At 72.5% G+C, this 15,958-nt stretch carries 16 protein-coding genes and 1 tRNA gene; 3 read left to right on the top strand and 14 right to left on the bottom strand.

The genetic code is table 11. The features are described from left to right. Positions 1-31: 31 nt before the first annotated feature. A tRNA-Pro gene (locus AC2XR2_RS37660) sits at positions 32-108 on the bottom strand. 126 nt (positions 109-234) lie between these two features. Here AC2XR2_RS37660 and AC2XR2_RS37655 point away from each other — a divergent pair. Further along, positions 235-942, top strand: coding sequence for a thiamine pyrophosphate-binding protein (locus AC2XR2_RS37655; RefSeq protein ID WP_381295682.1), 708 nt, complete (start codon positions 235-237; stop codon positions 940-942). Between the two features lie 31 nt (positions 943-973). Next, entirely contained in the window at positions 974-1,873 is a 900-nt protein-coding gene (locus AC2XR2_RS37650; RefSeq protein ID WP_491517513.1) for a transketolase family protein, read from the top strand. On the opposite strand, the gene AC2XR2_RS37645 is transcribed toward AC2XR2_RS37650, so the two are convergent. From AC2XR2_RS37645 to tdh, 6 genes are read right to left on the bottom strand one after another with little or no spacing between them, the layout of a single operon-like run. Then, positions 1,863-2,228, bottom strand: a complete 366-nt coding sequence (locus AC2XR2_RS37645; protein ID WP_381295679.1) for an MmcQ/YjbR family DNA-binding protein — start codon at positions 2,226-2,228, stop codon at positions 1,863-1,865. The genes AC2XR2_RS37650 and AC2XR2_RS37645 overlap by 11 nt on opposite strands. Positions 2,229-2,258: 30 nt before the next feature. Beyond that, a complete protein-coding gene (locus AC2XR2_RS37640; RefSeq protein WP_491517512.1) occupies positions 2,259-2,792 on the bottom strand; it encodes a GNAT family N-acetyltransferase in 534 nt (177 codons plus the stop codon). Next, positions 2,789-3,373 (bottom strand): helix-turn-helix domain-containing protein, encoded by a 585-nt coding sequence (locus tag AC2XR2_RS37635; protein ID WP_491517511.1) that lies wholly within the window; start codon positions 3,371-3,373, stop codon positions 2,789-2,791. The genes AC2XR2_RS37640 and AC2XR2_RS37635 overlap by 4 nt, the downstream gene beginning before the upstream one ends. A 59-nt stretch (positions 3,374-3,432) precedes the next feature. Beyond that, the gene (locus AC2XR2_RS37630; protein ID WP_491517510.1) at positions 3,433-4,335 is read right to left on the bottom strand and encodes a LysR family transcriptional regulator; all 903 of its coding nucleotides are present in this window, start codon (positions 4,333-4,335) and stop codon (positions 3,433-3,435) included. A 37-nt stretch (positions 4,336-4,372) separates the two neighbouring features. Beyond that, positions 4,373-5,569: a glycine C-acetyltransferase gene (locus tag AC2XR2_RS37625; protein WP_491517509.1), complete on the bottom strand. Its 1,197-nt coding sequence runs from the start codon at positions 5,567-5,569 to the stop codon at positions 4,373-4,375. 14 nt (positions 5,570-5,583) lie between these two features. After that, entirely contained in the window at positions 5,584-6,612 is a 1,029-nt protein-coding gene (tdh, locus tag AC2XR2_RS37620) for an L-threonine 3-dehydrogenase (RefSeq protein WP_381295671.1), read from the bottom strand. Positions 6,613-7,728: 1,116 nt separating this feature from the next. Between tdh and AC2XR2_RS37615 the strand changes: the two genes are divergently transcribed. Continuing rightward, the gene (locus tag AC2XR2_RS37615; RefSeq protein WP_491517508.1) at positions 7,729-8,337 is read left to right on the top strand and encodes a GOLPH3/VPS74 family protein; all 609 of its coding nucleotides are present in this window, start codon (positions 7,729-7,731) and stop codon (positions 8,335-8,337) included. 124 nt (positions 8,338-8,461) lie between these two features. Here the strand turns inward: AC2XR2_RS37615 and AC2XR2_RS37610 are convergent, their stop codons facing one another. From AC2XR2_RS37610 to AC2XR2_RS37580, 7 genes are all read right to left on the bottom strand, one after another. Next, positions 8,462-9,043, bottom strand: coding sequence for a GAF domain-containing protein (locus AC2XR2_RS37610; RefSeq protein ID WP_330263203.1), 582 nt, complete (start codon positions 9,041-9,043; stop codon positions 8,462-8,464). Between the two features lie 61 nt (positions 9,044-9,104). After that, on the bottom strand, positions 9,105-9,704 hold the full coding sequence (locus AC2XR2_RS37605; RefSeq protein ID WP_007386183.1) for a GTP-binding protein: 600 nt from the start codon (positions 9,702-9,704) through the stop codon (positions 9,105-9,107). Beyond that, a complete protein-coding gene (locus tag AC2XR2_RS37600; RefSeq protein ID WP_123764476.1) occupies positions 9,682-10,053 on the bottom strand; it encodes a DUF742 domain-containing protein in 372 nt (123 codons plus the stop codon). The genes AC2XR2_RS37605 and AC2XR2_RS37600 overlap by 23 nt, the downstream gene beginning before the upstream one ends. A 2-nt stretch (positions 10,054-10,055) precedes the next feature. Beyond that, a complete protein-coding gene (locus tag AC2XR2_RS37595) occupies positions 10,056-10,490 on the bottom strand; it encodes a roadblock/LC7 domain-containing protein (protein ID WP_123764475.1) in 435 nt (144 codons plus the stop codon). A gap of 68 nt (positions 10,491-10,558) precedes the next feature. Further along, the gene (locus AC2XR2_RS37590) at positions 10,559-13,528 is read right to left on the bottom strand and encodes a sensor histidine kinase (protein ID WP_491517507.1); all 2,970 of its coding nucleotides are present in this window, start codon (positions 13,526-13,528) and stop codon (positions 10,559-10,561) included. 814 nt (positions 13,529-14,342) lie between these two features. Then, on the bottom strand, positions 14,343-15,713 hold the full coding sequence (locus AC2XR2_RS37585; protein WP_491517506.1) for a COG1361 family protein: 1,371 nt from the start codon (positions 15,711-15,713) through the stop codon (positions 14,343-14,345). A 67-nt stretch (positions 15,714-15,780) separates the two neighbouring features. Continuing rightward, positions 15,781-15,915, bottom strand: a complete 135-nt coding sequence (locus AC2XR2_RS37580; protein WP_381296648.1) for a hypothetical protein — start codon at positions 15,913-15,915, stop codon at positions 15,781-15,783. Positions 15,916-15,958 lie beyond the last annotated feature (43 nt).

The raw sequence follows: 15,958 nt of genomic DNA, 5'->3' as shown, positions 1-15,958 counted from the left end.
TTGGGAAAACGGCCTCCGACCTGCGTGAAGCTGGTCGGGACGACAGGATTTGAACCTGCGACCCCTTGACCCCCAGTCAAGTGCGCTACCAAGCTGCGCCACGTCCCGGTGCCCGTCTGACCTGGGGTTTCCCCTGGCCGAACGCGCAGAGAAACCATACCGCACTCGGGTCGATGGTCGCGCACCCCTTTCCCGCTTGACCTCAGGTTTGGTTGAGGTTGCACGATCGACCGCATGACGATCACCGAGGAACGCGGACGGACTTACGCCTACGAGGACCTGCCCCGGCTCATGGGGCTGATGACGGGCGACGAGAAGCACGGACCGGCGGCGACCTCCACCCTGGACGTGCTGTGGGTGCTCTACGACCGTGTCCTGCGGGTGCGCCCGGAACACCCGGACGACCCCGCGCGGGACCGGTTCCTGCTGTCCAAGGGCCACGGGCCGATGGCGTACTACGCGGTGCTGGCCGCCAAGGGCTTCGTGCCCGTGGACTGGCTGCCGGGCTTCGGCTCGTACGACTCCCCGCTCGGCCACCACCCGGACCGGGTCCTGGTGCCCGGTGCCGAGATCGGCAGCGGTTCGCTGGGGCACGGGCTGCCGATCGGCGTCGGCACGGCGCTGGGGCTGCGCGCCCAGGGTCTGGACGATCCGCGGGTGTGGGTGCTGACCGGGGACGCCGAGCTGGACGAGGGCAGCAATCACGAGGCCATCGCCTTCGCCGGGCCGGCGGCGCTGGAGCGCCTGCACACCGTCGTCGTCGACAACTCCTCCGCCAGTCACGCCCGTCCCGGCGGCATCGCGGCCCGCTTCGAGGCCGCGGGCTGGTCCGCCGTCACGGTCGACGGCCGTGACCACGAGGCGCTGTACGCCGCCTTCACGGCCCCGCATCCGGGCCGGCCGCACGTGGTCGTGGCCCAGGTCGAGCCGAAGTCGTTCTGAACACTCTCTCCCGGAAGAGGTCCGTATCGCCATGGACACCATGCGTGAGCGTTTCACCACCGTCGTCTCGCGACTGCTCGACGAGGACCCCCGGGTCGCGGTCGTGCTCGCCGAGATCGGCGCGGACGGCTTCGCCGGGGCGGCCCGCCGCCATCCCGACCGGGTCGTCAACGTCGGCATCCGCGAGCAGCTCCTCGTCGGCGCGGGCGCGGGACTGGCGCTGACCGGGCTGCGGCCCGTCCTGCACACCTTCGCCAGCTTCCTCGTGGAGCGGCCCTTCGAGCAGGTCAAGCTGGACCTCGGGCACCAGGACGCGGGCGCGGTCCTGGTGAGCGCGGCCGCCTCCTTCGACTGGCCCGCCGGCGGCTACACGCACATGGCCCCCGGCGACGTGGCCCTCCTCGACACCCTCGACGGCTGGACCGTGCAGGTGCCCGGGCACCCCGACGAGGCCGAGACCCTGCTGCGGCACGCCGTGGCGGCGGGCGACGACAAGGTGTACGTACGGCTGTCCCTCCAGGCCAACCGGGACGCGCTGCCGGTGGACGGCGAGCGGTTCCGGACGGTCCGCGAGGGAGGCTCCGGGGTCGTGCTGGCGGTCGGGCCGATGCTCGACCACGTGCTCGCCGCCACGGAGGGACTGGACGTGACCGTCCTGTACGCGACGACCGTACGGCCCTTCGACGCGGCCACGTTGCGCCGGGCCACGCGCACCGCGGGCTCCGATGTCGTGCTGGTCGAGCCGTACCTGGCGGGCACGTCGACCGCGGCGGCGAACGACGCCCTCGCCGACGTACCGTACCGGGTGCTGGGCCTCGGTGTGGGCCGCCGTGAGCTGCGGCGGTACGGCACGATCGAGGAACACGTCACCGCGCACGGGCTGGACGCGCGGTCGCTGCGGGAGCGGATCGGCGCCTTCCTCACCCCCTAGGAGGGTCCGGCAGCCCCAGCGCCGGATACGCGTCGAGCAGCCTCGACGGGGCCGCCTGCCGCCACGAGTCGGCGAGGATGTCGCGCAGTTCGGCCTCGTCCTCGATCGCCGCCAGACGGGCGCGCACCCACGCGAACTGCGCCTCGTGGTCGGCGATCCAGAACTTCCCCGGTTCCGCCAGCACCAGTTCGTCCCGCTCCTCCTTGGGGCAGCGCACGGCGATGGAGGTCTCGTCCTCGGGCATGGTGGCGAACATCTTGCCCGCGACCCGGAACGTGGGCATGCTCCAGGCGATCTTCTCCGTGGTGTCCGGCAGGGACAGGGCGATACGGCGTACGTCTTCGGCGTCCGGCATGACAGGCACCGTATCGGCCCGCACTGACAATCACCTGGTGGGAGCGGCCGCACCCAGCTGCTTGTAGTACAGCGTCGTCGGCCGCAGCTCCCCGCCGGGATCGGCCGCGTAGTCGGGGATGATCCCGGCCCGGGTCCAGCCGGCCGAGCCGTAGAGGCGTTCGGCGGGGCTGTCGGTCTCGGTGTCGAGGTGGAGCAGGGTGATGCCGGCCGCGCCGGCTTCCTCTTCCGCGAGGGCGAGGAGCCGGCGTCCGAGGCCGCGCCCGCGGGCGTCCCGGTGCACCATCAGCTTGACCAGTTCGGCGCGGTGGCGGGAGTTGGGCTTGTCGGGGAAGGCCAGGCTGACCGTGCCGAGCACGCGGTCGCCGTCACGGGCCGCCCACACCGCCAGGTGACCGGCGGTCACCGCGGCCGCGCGCTCCTTCCACCAGGCGACGGCCTCGGCGTGGTCGAGGGGCGCGAGGAAGCCGATGGAGGCGCCGCCGTCCACGGTGTCGACCAGCAGTCCTGCCAACTCCTCAATGCGGTCATTCAGTTGGGCTTGGCCCAGGCGGGTCACGATCACGGCAGCACCACCGCCAGCACGTACCGCACCGCGTCGGGGCCGGTGCAGCGGAACCGGGTCGGCCCCCACACGCGCAGGCGCAGGCAGTCCCCGGCGTCGAGGTGGTGCTCGACACCCCGGGCGGTGACGTCGAGCGCGCCCTCCAGCACCCAGATGTGCTGTTCGAGGCCGGGCACGGGCGGGCGGTCGTAGGAGATGTCGGCGCCGACGTCGAGGCGTCCCTCGACGAGTTCACCGCGCAGCCCGGGGTGCGGCGGGGACACGGACCGCCGTACGAACCCGGAGGCCGGGTCCTCCCACACCGTCTGCTCGGCGCCGCGCACCAGCGGCGCGGGCTCGGCCTCCACCTCGCTGAGCAGTTGCGACATGGTCCGCCCGTACACCCCGCACAGCCGGTTCAGCAGGGAGGCGGTCGGGCTGATCTCGGCCCGCTCGGCACGCGAGAGAGTCGACTTGCTGACTCCACTGCGCTCCGCCAACTCCCCGAGGGACCAGCCGTGTTCGGTCCGCAGCCCGGCGAGCCGGGCGGCGAGGCGGACATCGACGGAGTCCACCGCGCTCTCGACCACATCGCGTTTCATATCCGGGACGATATCCCTGATGCGAAACAGAGAGGTTTCCGGAAGCTCTCCGTGGGCCGCTACGCCCCCGCCGCCTCGCCCAGCGCCTCCAGCACCGGCCGGATCAGCGGATGCGTCTCCGCCCCGCGCCGCACGGCCGCGAACACCCGCCGCGTCGGTGCCGCGCCGTCCACCGGTCGTACGACCACCCCCGCGAGGTCCATCCCGCGCAGCGCCGACCGCGGCACCAGTGCCACCCCGGCGCCCGCCGAGGCCAGGGCCACCACCGCGCGGAAGTCGTCCGAGGAGTGCTCCAGGCGCGGCTGGAAACCGGCGTTCTCGCAGGCCAGGACCACCACGTCATGGCACGGGTTGCCGGGGTAGGGGCCGATCCACGGGTCCTTGGCGAGCTCCGCCAGCGGCACCTCGCCCGCGTCGGCGAGCCGGTGGCCGGCCGGGACGACCGCATCGAAGGGCTCGGCGTACAGGGGCACGTGGGCCAGCCGGGGGTCGTCGGCCGGCGGGGCCCCGCGGTACTCCACCGCGACCGCCACGTCGACCTGCCGGTCCAGCACCATCGGCAGACTCGCGTCGCCCTCGGCGTCCTGGACGCGCAGCTGGATGCCGGGGGCCGTCCTCGCGAGCCGGGTCACCGCGGGCGCCACGACCAGGGCGATACCGGTCGCGAAGGAGGCGACCGTGACGGTGCCGGCCTCCCCCGCGCCGTACGCGGCGAGTTCGGCCTCCGCCCGCTCCAGCTGGGCGAGGACCGCGTTGGTGTGGCCGAGCAGGATCTCGCCGGCCGGGGTCAGCCGTACACCTCTCGCGCCGCGCTCGACCAGCCGGTGGCCGGTCTCCTGCTCCAGGGCGGTCAGCTGCTGGGAGACCGCCGAGGGCGTGAGGTACAGCGCGGCGGCAGCCGCCGTCACCGTGCGGTGGTCGGCCACCGCACGCAGGATGTGGAGCCGCCGCGCTTCGATCATGGGATCGATTGTCTCAAATGCCCCCGTGTGCTCCGGCTCAGCTCCCGTCGAGCTCCGCACGGGCCGCGACGAAGGCCTCCACCGCGCGGTTGACGTCCTCGGTCGAGTGCGCGGCCGACAGCTGTACGCGGATCCGCGCCCGGCCCTGCGGGACGACCGGGTAGGAGAACCCGATCACGTACACCCCGCGCTCCAGCAGCAGCTCCGCGAGCCGGCCCGCCCGGGAGGCGTCGCCGATCATCACGGGGGCGATGGCGTGGTCGCCGGGGAGGATGTCGAAGCCCTCCTCGGTCATCCGGCGGCGGAACAGGGCGGTGTTCTCGCGCAGCCGCACCCGCAGGTCGTCCGCGGACTCCAGCAGGTCCAGGACCTTCAGGGAGGCCGCGGCGATCACCGGGGCGAGCGTGTTCGAGAAGAGGTACGGCCGGGAGCGCTGACGGAGCAGGGCGACGATCTCGGCACGGGCGGCGACGTACCCGCCGGAGGCCCCGCCGAGGGCCTTGCCGAGGGTGCCGGTGATGATGTCGACCCGGTCCATCACGCCGTGCAGCTCGGGGGTGCCGCGACCGCCGGGGCCGACGAAGCCGACGGCGTGCGAGTCGTCGACCATGACCATGGCGTCGTAGCGCTCGGCGAGGTCGCAGATCTCGCGCAGCGGCGCCACGTAACCGTCCATGGAGAAGACGCCGTCGGTGACGACCAGACGCCGACGGGCGTCGGAGGCGTCCTTCAACTGCCGTTCCAGATCGGCGAGATCACGGTTGGCGTAGCGGAAGCGGCGGGCCTTGGACAGGCGGATGCCGTCGATGATGGAGGCGTGGTTCAGGGCGTCGGAGATCACCGCGTCCTCGGGGCCCAACAGGGTTTCGAAGACACCGCCGTTGGCGTCGAAGCAGGAGGAGTACAGGATCGTGTCCTCCTGCCCGAGGAAGGCGGACAGGCGGGCCTCCAGCTCCTTGTGGACCTCCTGGGTGCCGCAGATGAAGCGGACCGAGGCCATGCCGTAGCCCCAGCGGTCCAGGGCCTCGTGGGCGGCGGCGACCACCTCGGGGTGGTCGGCGAGGCCGAGGTAGTTGTTGGCGCAGAAGTTGAGGACCTCGCCCGGACGGCCTCCCGAGGAGACGTTCACGGTGGCGGACTGCGGGGTGTCGATCACGCGCTCGGGCTTGTGCAGTCCGGCGGCGCGGATCTCGTCGAGGGTGGCGCGCAGGTCGTCGCGCACGGAGTCGAACATCGTGGGTCCCTTGGTCAGTTGGTCCAGTCGAGGATGACCTTGCCGCCGCGGCCGCTCGCCGCGTCGGCGAACGCCGCCTCGAAGTCGCGGTGGCCGTAGCGGCCGGTGATCACGGGGGCGAGGTCGAGTCCGCCCTCCAGGAGGACCGACATCGCGTACCAGGTCTCGAACATCTCACGGCCGTAGATGCCCTTGATGGTGATCATCGAGGTGACGATCCGGGCCCAGTCGACGGGGAACTCCGCGGCCGGCAGCCCCAGCATCGCGATCCGGCCGCCGTGCGTCATGTTGGCGATCATGTCGCGCAGCGCCTCGGGGCGCCCGGACATCTCCAGGCCGATGTCGAAGCCCTCGCGCAGCCCCAACTCCCGCTGCCCGTCGGCGATCTGCCCCTCGGCCACATTGAGCGCGAGGCTCACCCCGATCTTGCGGGCCAGCTCCAGGCGCTCCTCGCTGACGTCGGTGATCACGACGTTACGGGCACCGGCATGCCGGGCGACGGCCGCCGCCATCAGACCGATCGGGCCCGCCCCGGTGATCAGCACGTCCTCGCCGACCAGTGGGAAGGACAGCGCGGTGTGCACGGCGTTGCCGAACGGGTCGAAGATCGCGGCCACGTCGAGCTCCACCGGAACCCGGTGCACCCACACATTGGCCGCCGGCAGGGCGACGTACTCGGCGAAGGCCCCGTCCCTGCCGACGCCGAGCCCGACCGTGGCCCGGCACAGGTGCCGCCGCCCGGCGAGACAGTTGCGGCACTTCCCACAGACGAGGTGCCCCTCGCCGCTCACTCGGTCCCCCACCTGGATCTCCGCGACATCGCGCCCGGTCCCGACGACCTCGCCGACGAACTCGTGCCCGAGGACGAGCGGGGTGCGGATCGCCTGCTGCGCCCAGCCGTCCCAGTTCCGGATGTGCAGATCGGTGCCGCAGATCCCCGTGCGCAGCACCTTGATCAGCACATCGCCGGGTCCGACGGCGGGCTCCGGGACGTCCGCGAGCCAGAGCCCGGGCTCGGCCCTCTCCTTGACCAGCGCCTTCACGCTACGGCTCCTGTGGGTGCGAGGGGTGGAAACGCCCAGCAATCTGCCGTACGGCGCCGTCCTGGTCCATCGAGGATTTCTTAAGCGGCACCACAGCTTGGCTTCACGCCTGGCGGTGGGGGGTGCGGTGGCGGGCCAACTCGGGGTCCGGTGACGGGGCTTGGCGTTGGACGGGGAGCGCGCTGGGACGGGGGCGGTGCGGCGGGGCGTGCGGATCGCCGGGGGGCAGCGCGGGCGTCCGGGGGGGGGTGGAGGCCGAGGTCGCTCGCGGGGTGGGCGCTCTGACGGTGGGGGGAGGACTGGGGTCGCTCGCGGGGCGGGTGCTCTGACGGCCGGGGAGTGGAGGCCGAGGTCGCTCGCGGGGCGGGCTCGCTGACAGCCGGGGGGTGGAGGCCGAGTTCGCTCGCGGGGTGGGCGCTCTGGCGGTCGGCGGGGGGGGGAGAGGCCGGGGTCGCTCGCGGAGCGGGCGCGCTGACAGCCGGGGGGGGGGAGAGGCCGGGGTCGCTCGCGGAGCGGGCGCGCTGACAGCCGGGGGGGGGAGACCGGGGTCGCTCGCGGAGCGGGCGCGCTGGCGGTCGGGCAGCGCGCCCGCCGCTGGTTCCGGCGCCGTTCGTCGGCTGCACCCGCGCCGAATGCATCGTCGCGGGACCTTCCTGGCCGCCGGGATCGAGCGAGGCTCCCCCGCCCAGCCCAGCCCGCCGCTGGTCGCGCCGCCGCCTGCTGCCTTCTGATGCTTACGGCCCCGCTGATCCAGGGGGTCGGCGTCGCCCTGCCCGCCCTGGTCACCTTCCCCGGCATCTGCACGCTTGCCCTGGCCATGGGCGCCCATCTGCGGTTCCCGGGTCCCGCCACGCTGCTGACCGCCGGTACTCCGTCGGCCGCACCCTCGGCTCGCCGATCGTCGCCCCGCCGCTCCACGACGCGTACCGGTCGGCGCCCCCCTCCTGACCGCCGTCGCTCGACCCAGCCGCGGCGACCGTCGTCCCGTAGGTCGGATTCCCGCATCGCATGGTCATCGTGGGCCGATCGCGGAGAGAATCGACCGAGGGCGCCAGGCTCGCGCACAGCGGCCCCGCGCCCCCGCCCCGCACCCGGCCGACTGACCTGGAGCCGCTCATGACCACCGCACGGGACCTCGCGATCGTCGCTCTGGAGGTGGCTCGCGACCGCTCCCTGGAGCAGGGTGACCTGTCGCTCGCGCTCGCAGGGGCCGAGTTGCTCGACCTCATCGATGCCGGGGCCATCGCCCTGGACGACGACCGGATCGTGCCCGGCCCACAGGCGGCGACGGGAGACCGGCTGCTGGACGAAGCCACCACATCGCTCGTCCGGCAGGAGCCCTATGAGACGGTGGAGGACTGGCTCTGGCGCCGGGGCAGCGAGCTCGCCGCGGCCTACGTCGACGACCTGGAGAAGATCGGACTGACCACCCGCAGACGCGGCGGTCGCCTCCCGCTGCTCTCCGGCCGGACGGTGCCGGTCGACTCCCCGGCCCGCAGCGGCGCGGAGGAACGCCGGTCGTCGGGCGAGCCGGTCCTCGCCGCCCTGGCAGCAGCCGCCGGGGTCGACGACAAGGAACCGGAGTTCGACGAGAACCTCGTCGGAGAGGCGGCCACGACCGTACTGGCCGCCGTCGGGGACGCGGTGATGGAGCTGGAGGCCGTACGGCAACGGCGGGCGATCGAGAGCTCCGCCTTCGACAACGTCTGGCGCGGCGGGGTGTGACCGCGGCGCGGCGTCGTGACCCTCGCGGGTGGGTGACGCCCATGGACGTCTGACGCTCGCAGGCGTGTGCCGCTCACCGCCCTGTGCCGCTCACCGCCCTGTGCTGCTCACCGCCCTGTGCCGCTCACAGCGGGAACCCGTCGGCCTCCCTCCGCTCCAGCCGTGCCACGAGTTCGGCCGCCGACGACTTGATGGTCTCGAGACCGGACTTCCCCCAGGTCCGCGGCTCCACGTCCTCGACGCACACCGTGCCGAGGACCATCCCGGTCGAGTCGATGAGCGGTGCGCCCAGATAGGACCGGATGCCGAACTCGTCGACCACCGGGTTGCCGGCGAAGCGCGGGTAGTCGCGGACGTCCTCCAGCGCCAACGCCTTGCGACGGACGACCACATGGGGGCAGAACCCATGGTCCCGCTCCATATAACGGCCCACTTCCGGCTTGGCCTCGGCACCGTCCGCCGGGGCGGGAGGCCGGGCCGCGGGAATCCTGAGACCGGCGAAGAACTGCCGTTGCTCGCCGATGAAGTTGACCATCGCGTACGGCGCCCCCGTGCGCTCGGCGAGCCGCTCGGCGAAGGCGTCGAGCACGGGTTCCGGCTGCTCCCCGAGCCCCAGCAGGCGCAGCCGGCGCGCCCGGTCCGGGGCCTCCTTGTCCTCCGGGGTGAGCAGCAGCCGACCGGCCGGGCGTGGTGGGTCGTAGCTCATGGGCGGCTTCCGTCGCTGTGGACGTCGGTCATATGCGGCTCCGTGACGGTGTGTGCGGGGGTCACATGTGGGCGCCATGGCTCGGCGCGGGCGCCGGGCTGTGGGCGATGAGATGGCGTACAAGGGTGAGCAGGGTCTGCACCCCCGAACTGGAGATCCGGGCGTCGCAGCGCACGATCGGGATCTCCGGCGGCAGGTCGATGGCGGCACGGACCTCCTCCGGGTCGTAGCGGTACCCGCCGTCGAACTCGTTGATCGCGACGATGAACCCGAGTCCGCGCTGTTCGAAGAAGTCGACCGCCGCGAAGCAGTCCTCCAGCCGGCGGGTGTCCGCGAGGATCACCGCGCCGAGCGCGCCCTCGGAGAGCTCGTCCCACATGAACCAGAACCGCTCCTGCCCGGGGGTGCCGAACAGGTAGAGCACGTGTTCCGGATCGAGCGTGATGCGTCCGAAGTCCATGGCCACCGTCGTCTCGACCTTGTTCTCGATGCCGTCGAGACTGTCGGTCGCGGCGCTGACCGTGGTGAGCAGTTCCTCCGTGCTGAGCGGGGCGATCTCGCTGACCGCGCCCACGAAGGTCGTCTTGCCTACCCCGAACCCTCCCGCCACCAGGATCTTCAGTGCGGTGGGGAAGGGATCAGAGCTGTCGTCGTAGTCCATCGAGCACTGCCTCCAGAAGAGCCCGGTCAGTCGGGTTGTGGGTGAACTCGGGGGGCTTGGTGGTCAGCGCCCCGCAGTCGACGAGGTCGGACAGGAGCACCTTGGTGACCACCGCCGGCAGCTTCAGATGGGCGGCGACCTCGGCGACCGAGACGGTCGCGCGGCACAGGTCGAGCGCCTGTGCGTGCTCGGGGCCGAGGTAGCCGATGGGGGTGACTCCGGTGGCCCGGACGTGCGACAGGAGGTCGAGCGCGATGGACGGCCGGGTGCGGCCGTTGCTGACCGTGAAGGGCCGCACCAGCCGCCCGGCCGCGTCGTCGAGCCAGGGCCCGTCGCCGGCCGCCGCCACGCTCAAGGCCTCATCGCCGGGGATTCGACGGCGTGCTGCCGGGGCGCGGTCACCAGGTAGGGGCGGACGCTCTTGACGAGCATCGCCATCTCGTAGCCGAGCACGGCGGCGTCGGCCTCGCGTCCCGCCAGGACGGCGAGACAGGTGCCGGAGCCGGCGGTGGTCACGAACAACAGCGTCGAGTCGAGTTCGACGACGACCTGGCGGACATCCCCGCCGTCGCCGAAACGGGCGCCCGCGCTGCGGCCGAGGGAGTAGAGGCCGGAGGCCAGGGCGGCCATGTGGTCGGCGCTGTCCACATCGAGGCCGTGGACCGACTTCACGAGCCCGTCGCAGGACAGCAGGACCGCGCTGCTGGTGTGCGGCACACGCTGCACGAGGCCGCTCATCAGCCAGTCGAGGTCGGATACATGGCCGGTCGGCGCTTCGCTCGCCATGGTGGATCGACTCCTTGAGGTACGAAGGTCTGCGGGAGCGCTGGGGGGTGGGGTGAACGCGGGGACGGTCATCCGGCGGGTGCGCTCCCGTCGTGCCGGGGGTAGGTGCGGTCGGGTCCGAGACCGTGCGCATCGGATATGTGCGGCCGCTCCATGGGGGTTACGTCTATGTCGGCGGACTCTGTCGTGGGTGCGGCGGCGGCTGTACGGCGCGTGCCCCCACCGAAGTCGAACGCGGCGGAGGGGTCGGGGGCCGGAACGGGCCGGGACTCCAGCGGGGCGGCCACCCTGTCCGTACGGGACGGGCCGGTGCCGCTGTAGGTCTCCAGGGGGGTGGGGGCCACGGATGGCGTCGAGTCCATGTGGGCGGAGGCCGTGTGGGCGGAGCCCAGGGCACCGGACTCCATGTGGCCGCCCGCTGCGTGCGCGGAACCCATGGCACCGGACCCCATGTGGCCGCCCGCTGTGTGCGTCGGGCCCAGAGAACCGGACTCCATGTGGCTGGACGCCGTATGCGCGGAGCTAGGGAGGCTGGCCTCCATGGTGTGACCGGACTCCGTGTGCGCCTGGCCCGTGTGGCTGGATGCCGACGGGTCGGTGTGGGCGGACTCCATGTGGGGCGGAGCCGCAGGCATGGCCGGTTCCGGTTCGCCGGGGGCCGCCTCCAGGTGCTGTTGGGCCTCGGCGAGGCTGATGCCACGTTGGAAGGCCGCCATCAGTCCCGGATCGTGGCCGGCGAGATACTCGGCGTCCTGCCGGGGCGCGGGCCCGCCGCGCAGCTGGGGCACGATGTGCTCCTGGGCGCGGCGCCGGGGCAGTTGGGGCTTGCCCATGGTGCCCCGCACGGTCCCGGTGCGCGGGGTGGGAGGCGCGACCACATGCTCCGCGACCAGCCGCCGATCGCCGGGCCGGATCCCGGGCACGGCTTCGGCGGGATTGGGCCGCCGGGCCTGCGCTCCCCGCACAGGCAACGGCGCGGGCCGCCCGGACCGAGCCCCCTGCCCCGTCGCCCCGCCCCGCCCATCGCCGACCCCGTTGGCCATGGCCCGGTTGTCACCAGCTGAGGCCCTGTCGGCCCTCACTCCGTCGCCACCGGCCGACAGCCCGGTCCCGTTGGCGTCAACCGCGTGGCCCTCGACCGACAGCCGGGCCTCGTCGGGTCCCACAGCGTTACCACCGGCCGAAGACCCGGTCCGATTGACGCCCGCTGCGTTGCCACCGGTTGAGGGTGCGACGCCCTCCGGCACAACACCGCTGCCACCGATCGGGAGCGCGACACCATCCGGCACAACACCGTTGCCGTCCGTCGACCGCCAATTCCCATCCGGTGAAGCTCCGTTGCCAACAGCCGACGATCCGCCCCCATTCAGCGCAGCTCCGTTGCCGCCCCCAGCCGCCCCGATCCCCCCTGGTCCCGATCCACCACCACCCGACGCTCGACCACCGCCCCCCGCCGCTCTTTCGACACCACCGGTCACACCTGTCCCACGCTCACCGGCGCCCCCGGCCCCGGACTCGCGCCCACCAACGCCCGACGCACTCCCACCCCGCCCAGGCCCGCCACCCGCGCTCTCCGCCCCGGCTTCAGCCACCGCCCCCCGCCCATTCACCGCACCCCGCGCCCCCGCCCCGCCGCCACTCGCCGACGGCATCACACGGCCGTTGCGGTTCGCCCCCGCACCGCCCCGGCCATCCCGTGGCCCCAGGTCGCCCCCGGAACGCGGCTCCGCGGGTGCACCCCGGTGCCGTGCCGCGGGACCGGGCCGCGACTGCCCCGGACTCCGCGGGGGCACATCGGCGCCGGAACCCGCACCCGCCCCCACCGCCCCCGGCGCCGCCCCCAACAACGCCTGCGGTACGACGAGAACGGCCTGCACCCCGCCGTAGATGTTGGTCTGGAGCCGCACATGGATCCCGTGCCGCTTCGCGAGCTGTGACACCACGAACAATCCGATGCGGCCGTCCGCCAGCAGGCTGGCCACATTCACCTGATCGGGGTCCGTCAACAGCGCGTTCATGCGGTGCTGTTCGGCGACCGGCATACCGAGCCCACGGTCCTCGACCTCGACCGCGAGCCCCGACGTCACGAGGTTGGCCCGCAGCAGCACCTGGGTGTGCGGCGCCGAGAACACCGTGGCGTTCTCGACGAGTTCGGCCAGCAGATGGATGACGTCGGCGACGGCGTGCCCACGCAGCGTGCCGTCGATCGGCGGCACCAGTTTGACCCGCGAGTACTGCTCGACCTCGGCGATCGCCGAGCGCAGCACCTCGGTCATGGAGACGGGGTTGCTCCACTGCCGACGCGAGACGGCACCGCCGAGCACCGCGAGGTTCTCGGCGTGCCGCCGGATCCGGGTCGCGAGGTGGTCGACGTGGAAGAGCCCTTTGAGCAGGTCGGGATCCTCGATCTCGTTCTCCAGCTCGTCGAGGATCGAGATCTCCCGGTGCACCAGCGACTGAAGCCGCCGCGCGAGGTTGACGAACACCTCCAGCTTCTGTTCGCTGCCCGCCTGGCTGGAGAGCTGGGCGGCCTGGACGACGGCTGTGACGGCACCGTCGTGCGCCCGCGCGAGGTCGGCGGCGAGCAGTTCGAAGTCGTCGGCGTCGTCGGGTGGACCGCTGCGCGGACCCCGCCCCGGCGGGACCTCCCCGCGCCGCAACCCCTCGACCAGCGCCCGCAGTTCGGCCTCCCGGCGTGCGCTGCTGCGGCGCAGCGCGCCCACCCGGTCGCTCACCGTCTTCGCGGCTCGGTCGGCCGCCACCGCGGCGATCAGGATGCCCGCGAGCGTGACCGAGACCGCGCCGCCGAGGACGCCCCACAGGACGAGGCCGGGGCGGGCTCCGGTGGAGCGGACGGTGAACAGGACGGCCGCGCAGCCGCTGAGGGCGACCGCGATCGGCGGGAGCACGGCCAGGCGCAACAACTGCGGCCGTATGTGCGTCTCCGGCAGCGAGGGTGCGGGGCGGGCGACCTGCCGCCCGTGCCGCCCGCCCTCACGGCGGTCTGCGCGCGCGGCCGGTGCACGGAGGTGAGACATCGGTGTCCTTGTGCTGGTCCGTCGGTCCTGATGGCCGGAGGGCCCCGGGCTGACCCGCCCGGGCCGGCGGGCCGCGGCGCGCGCCCCTGCGGGCTGCCGGGCAGGGGGTGTGGGGGTGGGTGCGGCGGCGCGTTCGTCGGTCACCGGCGCGTCCCCTCCCTCCTCCCCGCCCCCGCGGCGGTCTGCCGTGGGCATGCGTCGTGGCGTACCGGTCGAGAGAACCGAATACTTCAACCCCTCGTCGCCCGGCGGACACACACAGTAGTCGCCAACGCATCATGTGCGAGCGGCAGTTGACAAAGTCCCCCGAGGAGCGTCCCACTCTGGTATGAGCCCTCGCACGACAGACCGACAAGCCGACCGGCGGGGCACCCTCGAACGAGTGAATACCGATCAGCCCTGGTCAGAAGAGTTCACGAACGCACGGCGGCACCTCGGGACGTACACGGGCTCCGGTCATCACGTCGACCGCTTCCCCGCGTTCGACAGCGCCCAGAAGGCCCACCGAAGTATTGGCCCAAGCCTTCCCGAATGTCACTGACCGTGTCCGTCGGCGCCCCAGCACATCGACAGCCGTCCGGGCCTCCGGCCCAGCAGGAGGGCATGACAAAGGGGTGCCACGCGGCCCCGGCGAAACCACCGCCGCAGCCACCCGACACCCCGACAAGAACTCGACGCGAGGCTCAGCCCTCAGCCTCCCCCGGCCGGGGGAGGCCTGACGCTACACAGCCGCCCTCCATGGTCACCACCAATTGTCCCGTGCAGCGCGGGTTCGGAGCGGCCGCTCGGCGGCCGGTCCGAACCCGCGGGCCGGTCAGTTGACGGCCAGGACCGCAGTGTTGTTCGTGAGATCCGGGTCGAAGACGAAGGGGTACTCGCCGAATTCGCCGTACGGAGGGTGGATGCTCACGGCACCGGTCGCACCAGGCACGACGGTGTCGACACGCAGGGAGAACGCGAACGTGCGCCGGGTGTCCTCCAACACCCAGTACGGCAGGCTGCAGTCGTAGCGCGGGGCACCCGTCCGGTTCGGGTAGTAGCCGCCTGAGAGGGTGCGCGGGGAGCAGCCGGACGGCACGCCGGTGACCGTGGTGCCCTCGGGCACGACCAGCCGGACCCGGGCGACCGGGTCGCCGGAGCCGAGGTTCCCGAACCAGGCAGGCCCGTTGTTCTCGAACGTGAGGTCGGCCGTGACCGTCTCGCCCGCCGCGCCGGAGACGGTGTCACCGGTCACGGAGAAGTCCGCGGTGTTCTCCGCTCCGATCTGGAGGACCGTGTAGTCGTTGTCGGAGTCGATGTCCTGGGCGCCGCCGCCCGGCTCGACGTCGATGTCGAGCCGCTCGTTCAGCGCGTGCGGCGCGAGTCGCACCGTCAGCGGTTCGGGCAGCTCGAAGGAGTCGCCCGGTGCCAGCACCTGGTCGAACGTGCAGATCGCGTTGCTCGACGGTGCGTAGTCGTCGCCGTCCGTCGAGGTGTAGGTGCAGGCGTCGTACCGGGTCAGCTCCGTCAGGCCGTACGAGGCGTACAGCTTGACGGTGAAGCCGTTCGCGCTCTCGTTGCCGTTGTTGGTGACCCTGAACGGGATCGTCCGCTCGTCGCCGGGCTGACCCTCCTCGATGCCGGCGACGGGGTCGATGGCGAGATCGGGTCCGGCGCCGACGGTGAGCGTGGTGTCGAAGCTGTTGTGCGGCGCGGTGAGTGTTCCCTCGGGGCCGCCGGTGGCCGTCGCCTCGTAGGTGATCCTGCCCTTCGCGCCGACTGCGGCGCCGTCGGCCGCGCGCACCGTCAAGAACACCTGGTCCTGGTAGTCACCCCCGATCGCGGGGACCACGGGGATGTCGCACACCGCGCCGACGCTGTTCGGCGTGCAGTTGTCGGGCCAGGTCACCTCGGCGATCCCGGCGAGGCCGGAGACGTCGATGGCGAGCCTGCCGTCGGTCACCGTGAAGTTGTCGTTGTCGTGGTAGATGCCGACGCCAAGGGTGCGGGACAGCGGCTGACCGCCGTCGGTACCGGTCGGCAGCGTCTGCTCGTACGGCGGGTTGATCCACAGCTGGTCGGTCTGCGGCGGATCGTCGGCGGCGAACGCAGGCGAGGCCAGGCCGACCGTCAGCAGACCGGCCGCCACCGCGACGGCGGCGCCCGATCTGAGTCGTACCGGGCGTCCGACGAATAACAGGCTCATTTGCTACCCCCCAAGGGCGTGGTGAGACGACCGGTGCTCCGGGATCCCCGGCGCACCGGAAGGATCATCACATGGCGTGGAGCGCGGCCGCCTCCCGGTTTCCGGCCTTGTCGACGACCGCCCAGGGCCTTGCGGCCCGCTCCGTGGTCCGCGCCTGGGGAGGCTCCGTACGGTCGACGCGGCGGCGGTTCCTGGGCCGCATCCCGTTCTTCACTCTGGGCGCTCCAGGAGCCCACTTAGCCTCG

The sequence above is a fragment of the Streptomyces sp. LS-MS-L19 genome, assembly GCF_058382285.1.
Note: the sequence above shows the minus strand (reverse complement) of the source record. Positions and strands in the feature narration are given on the sequence as shown.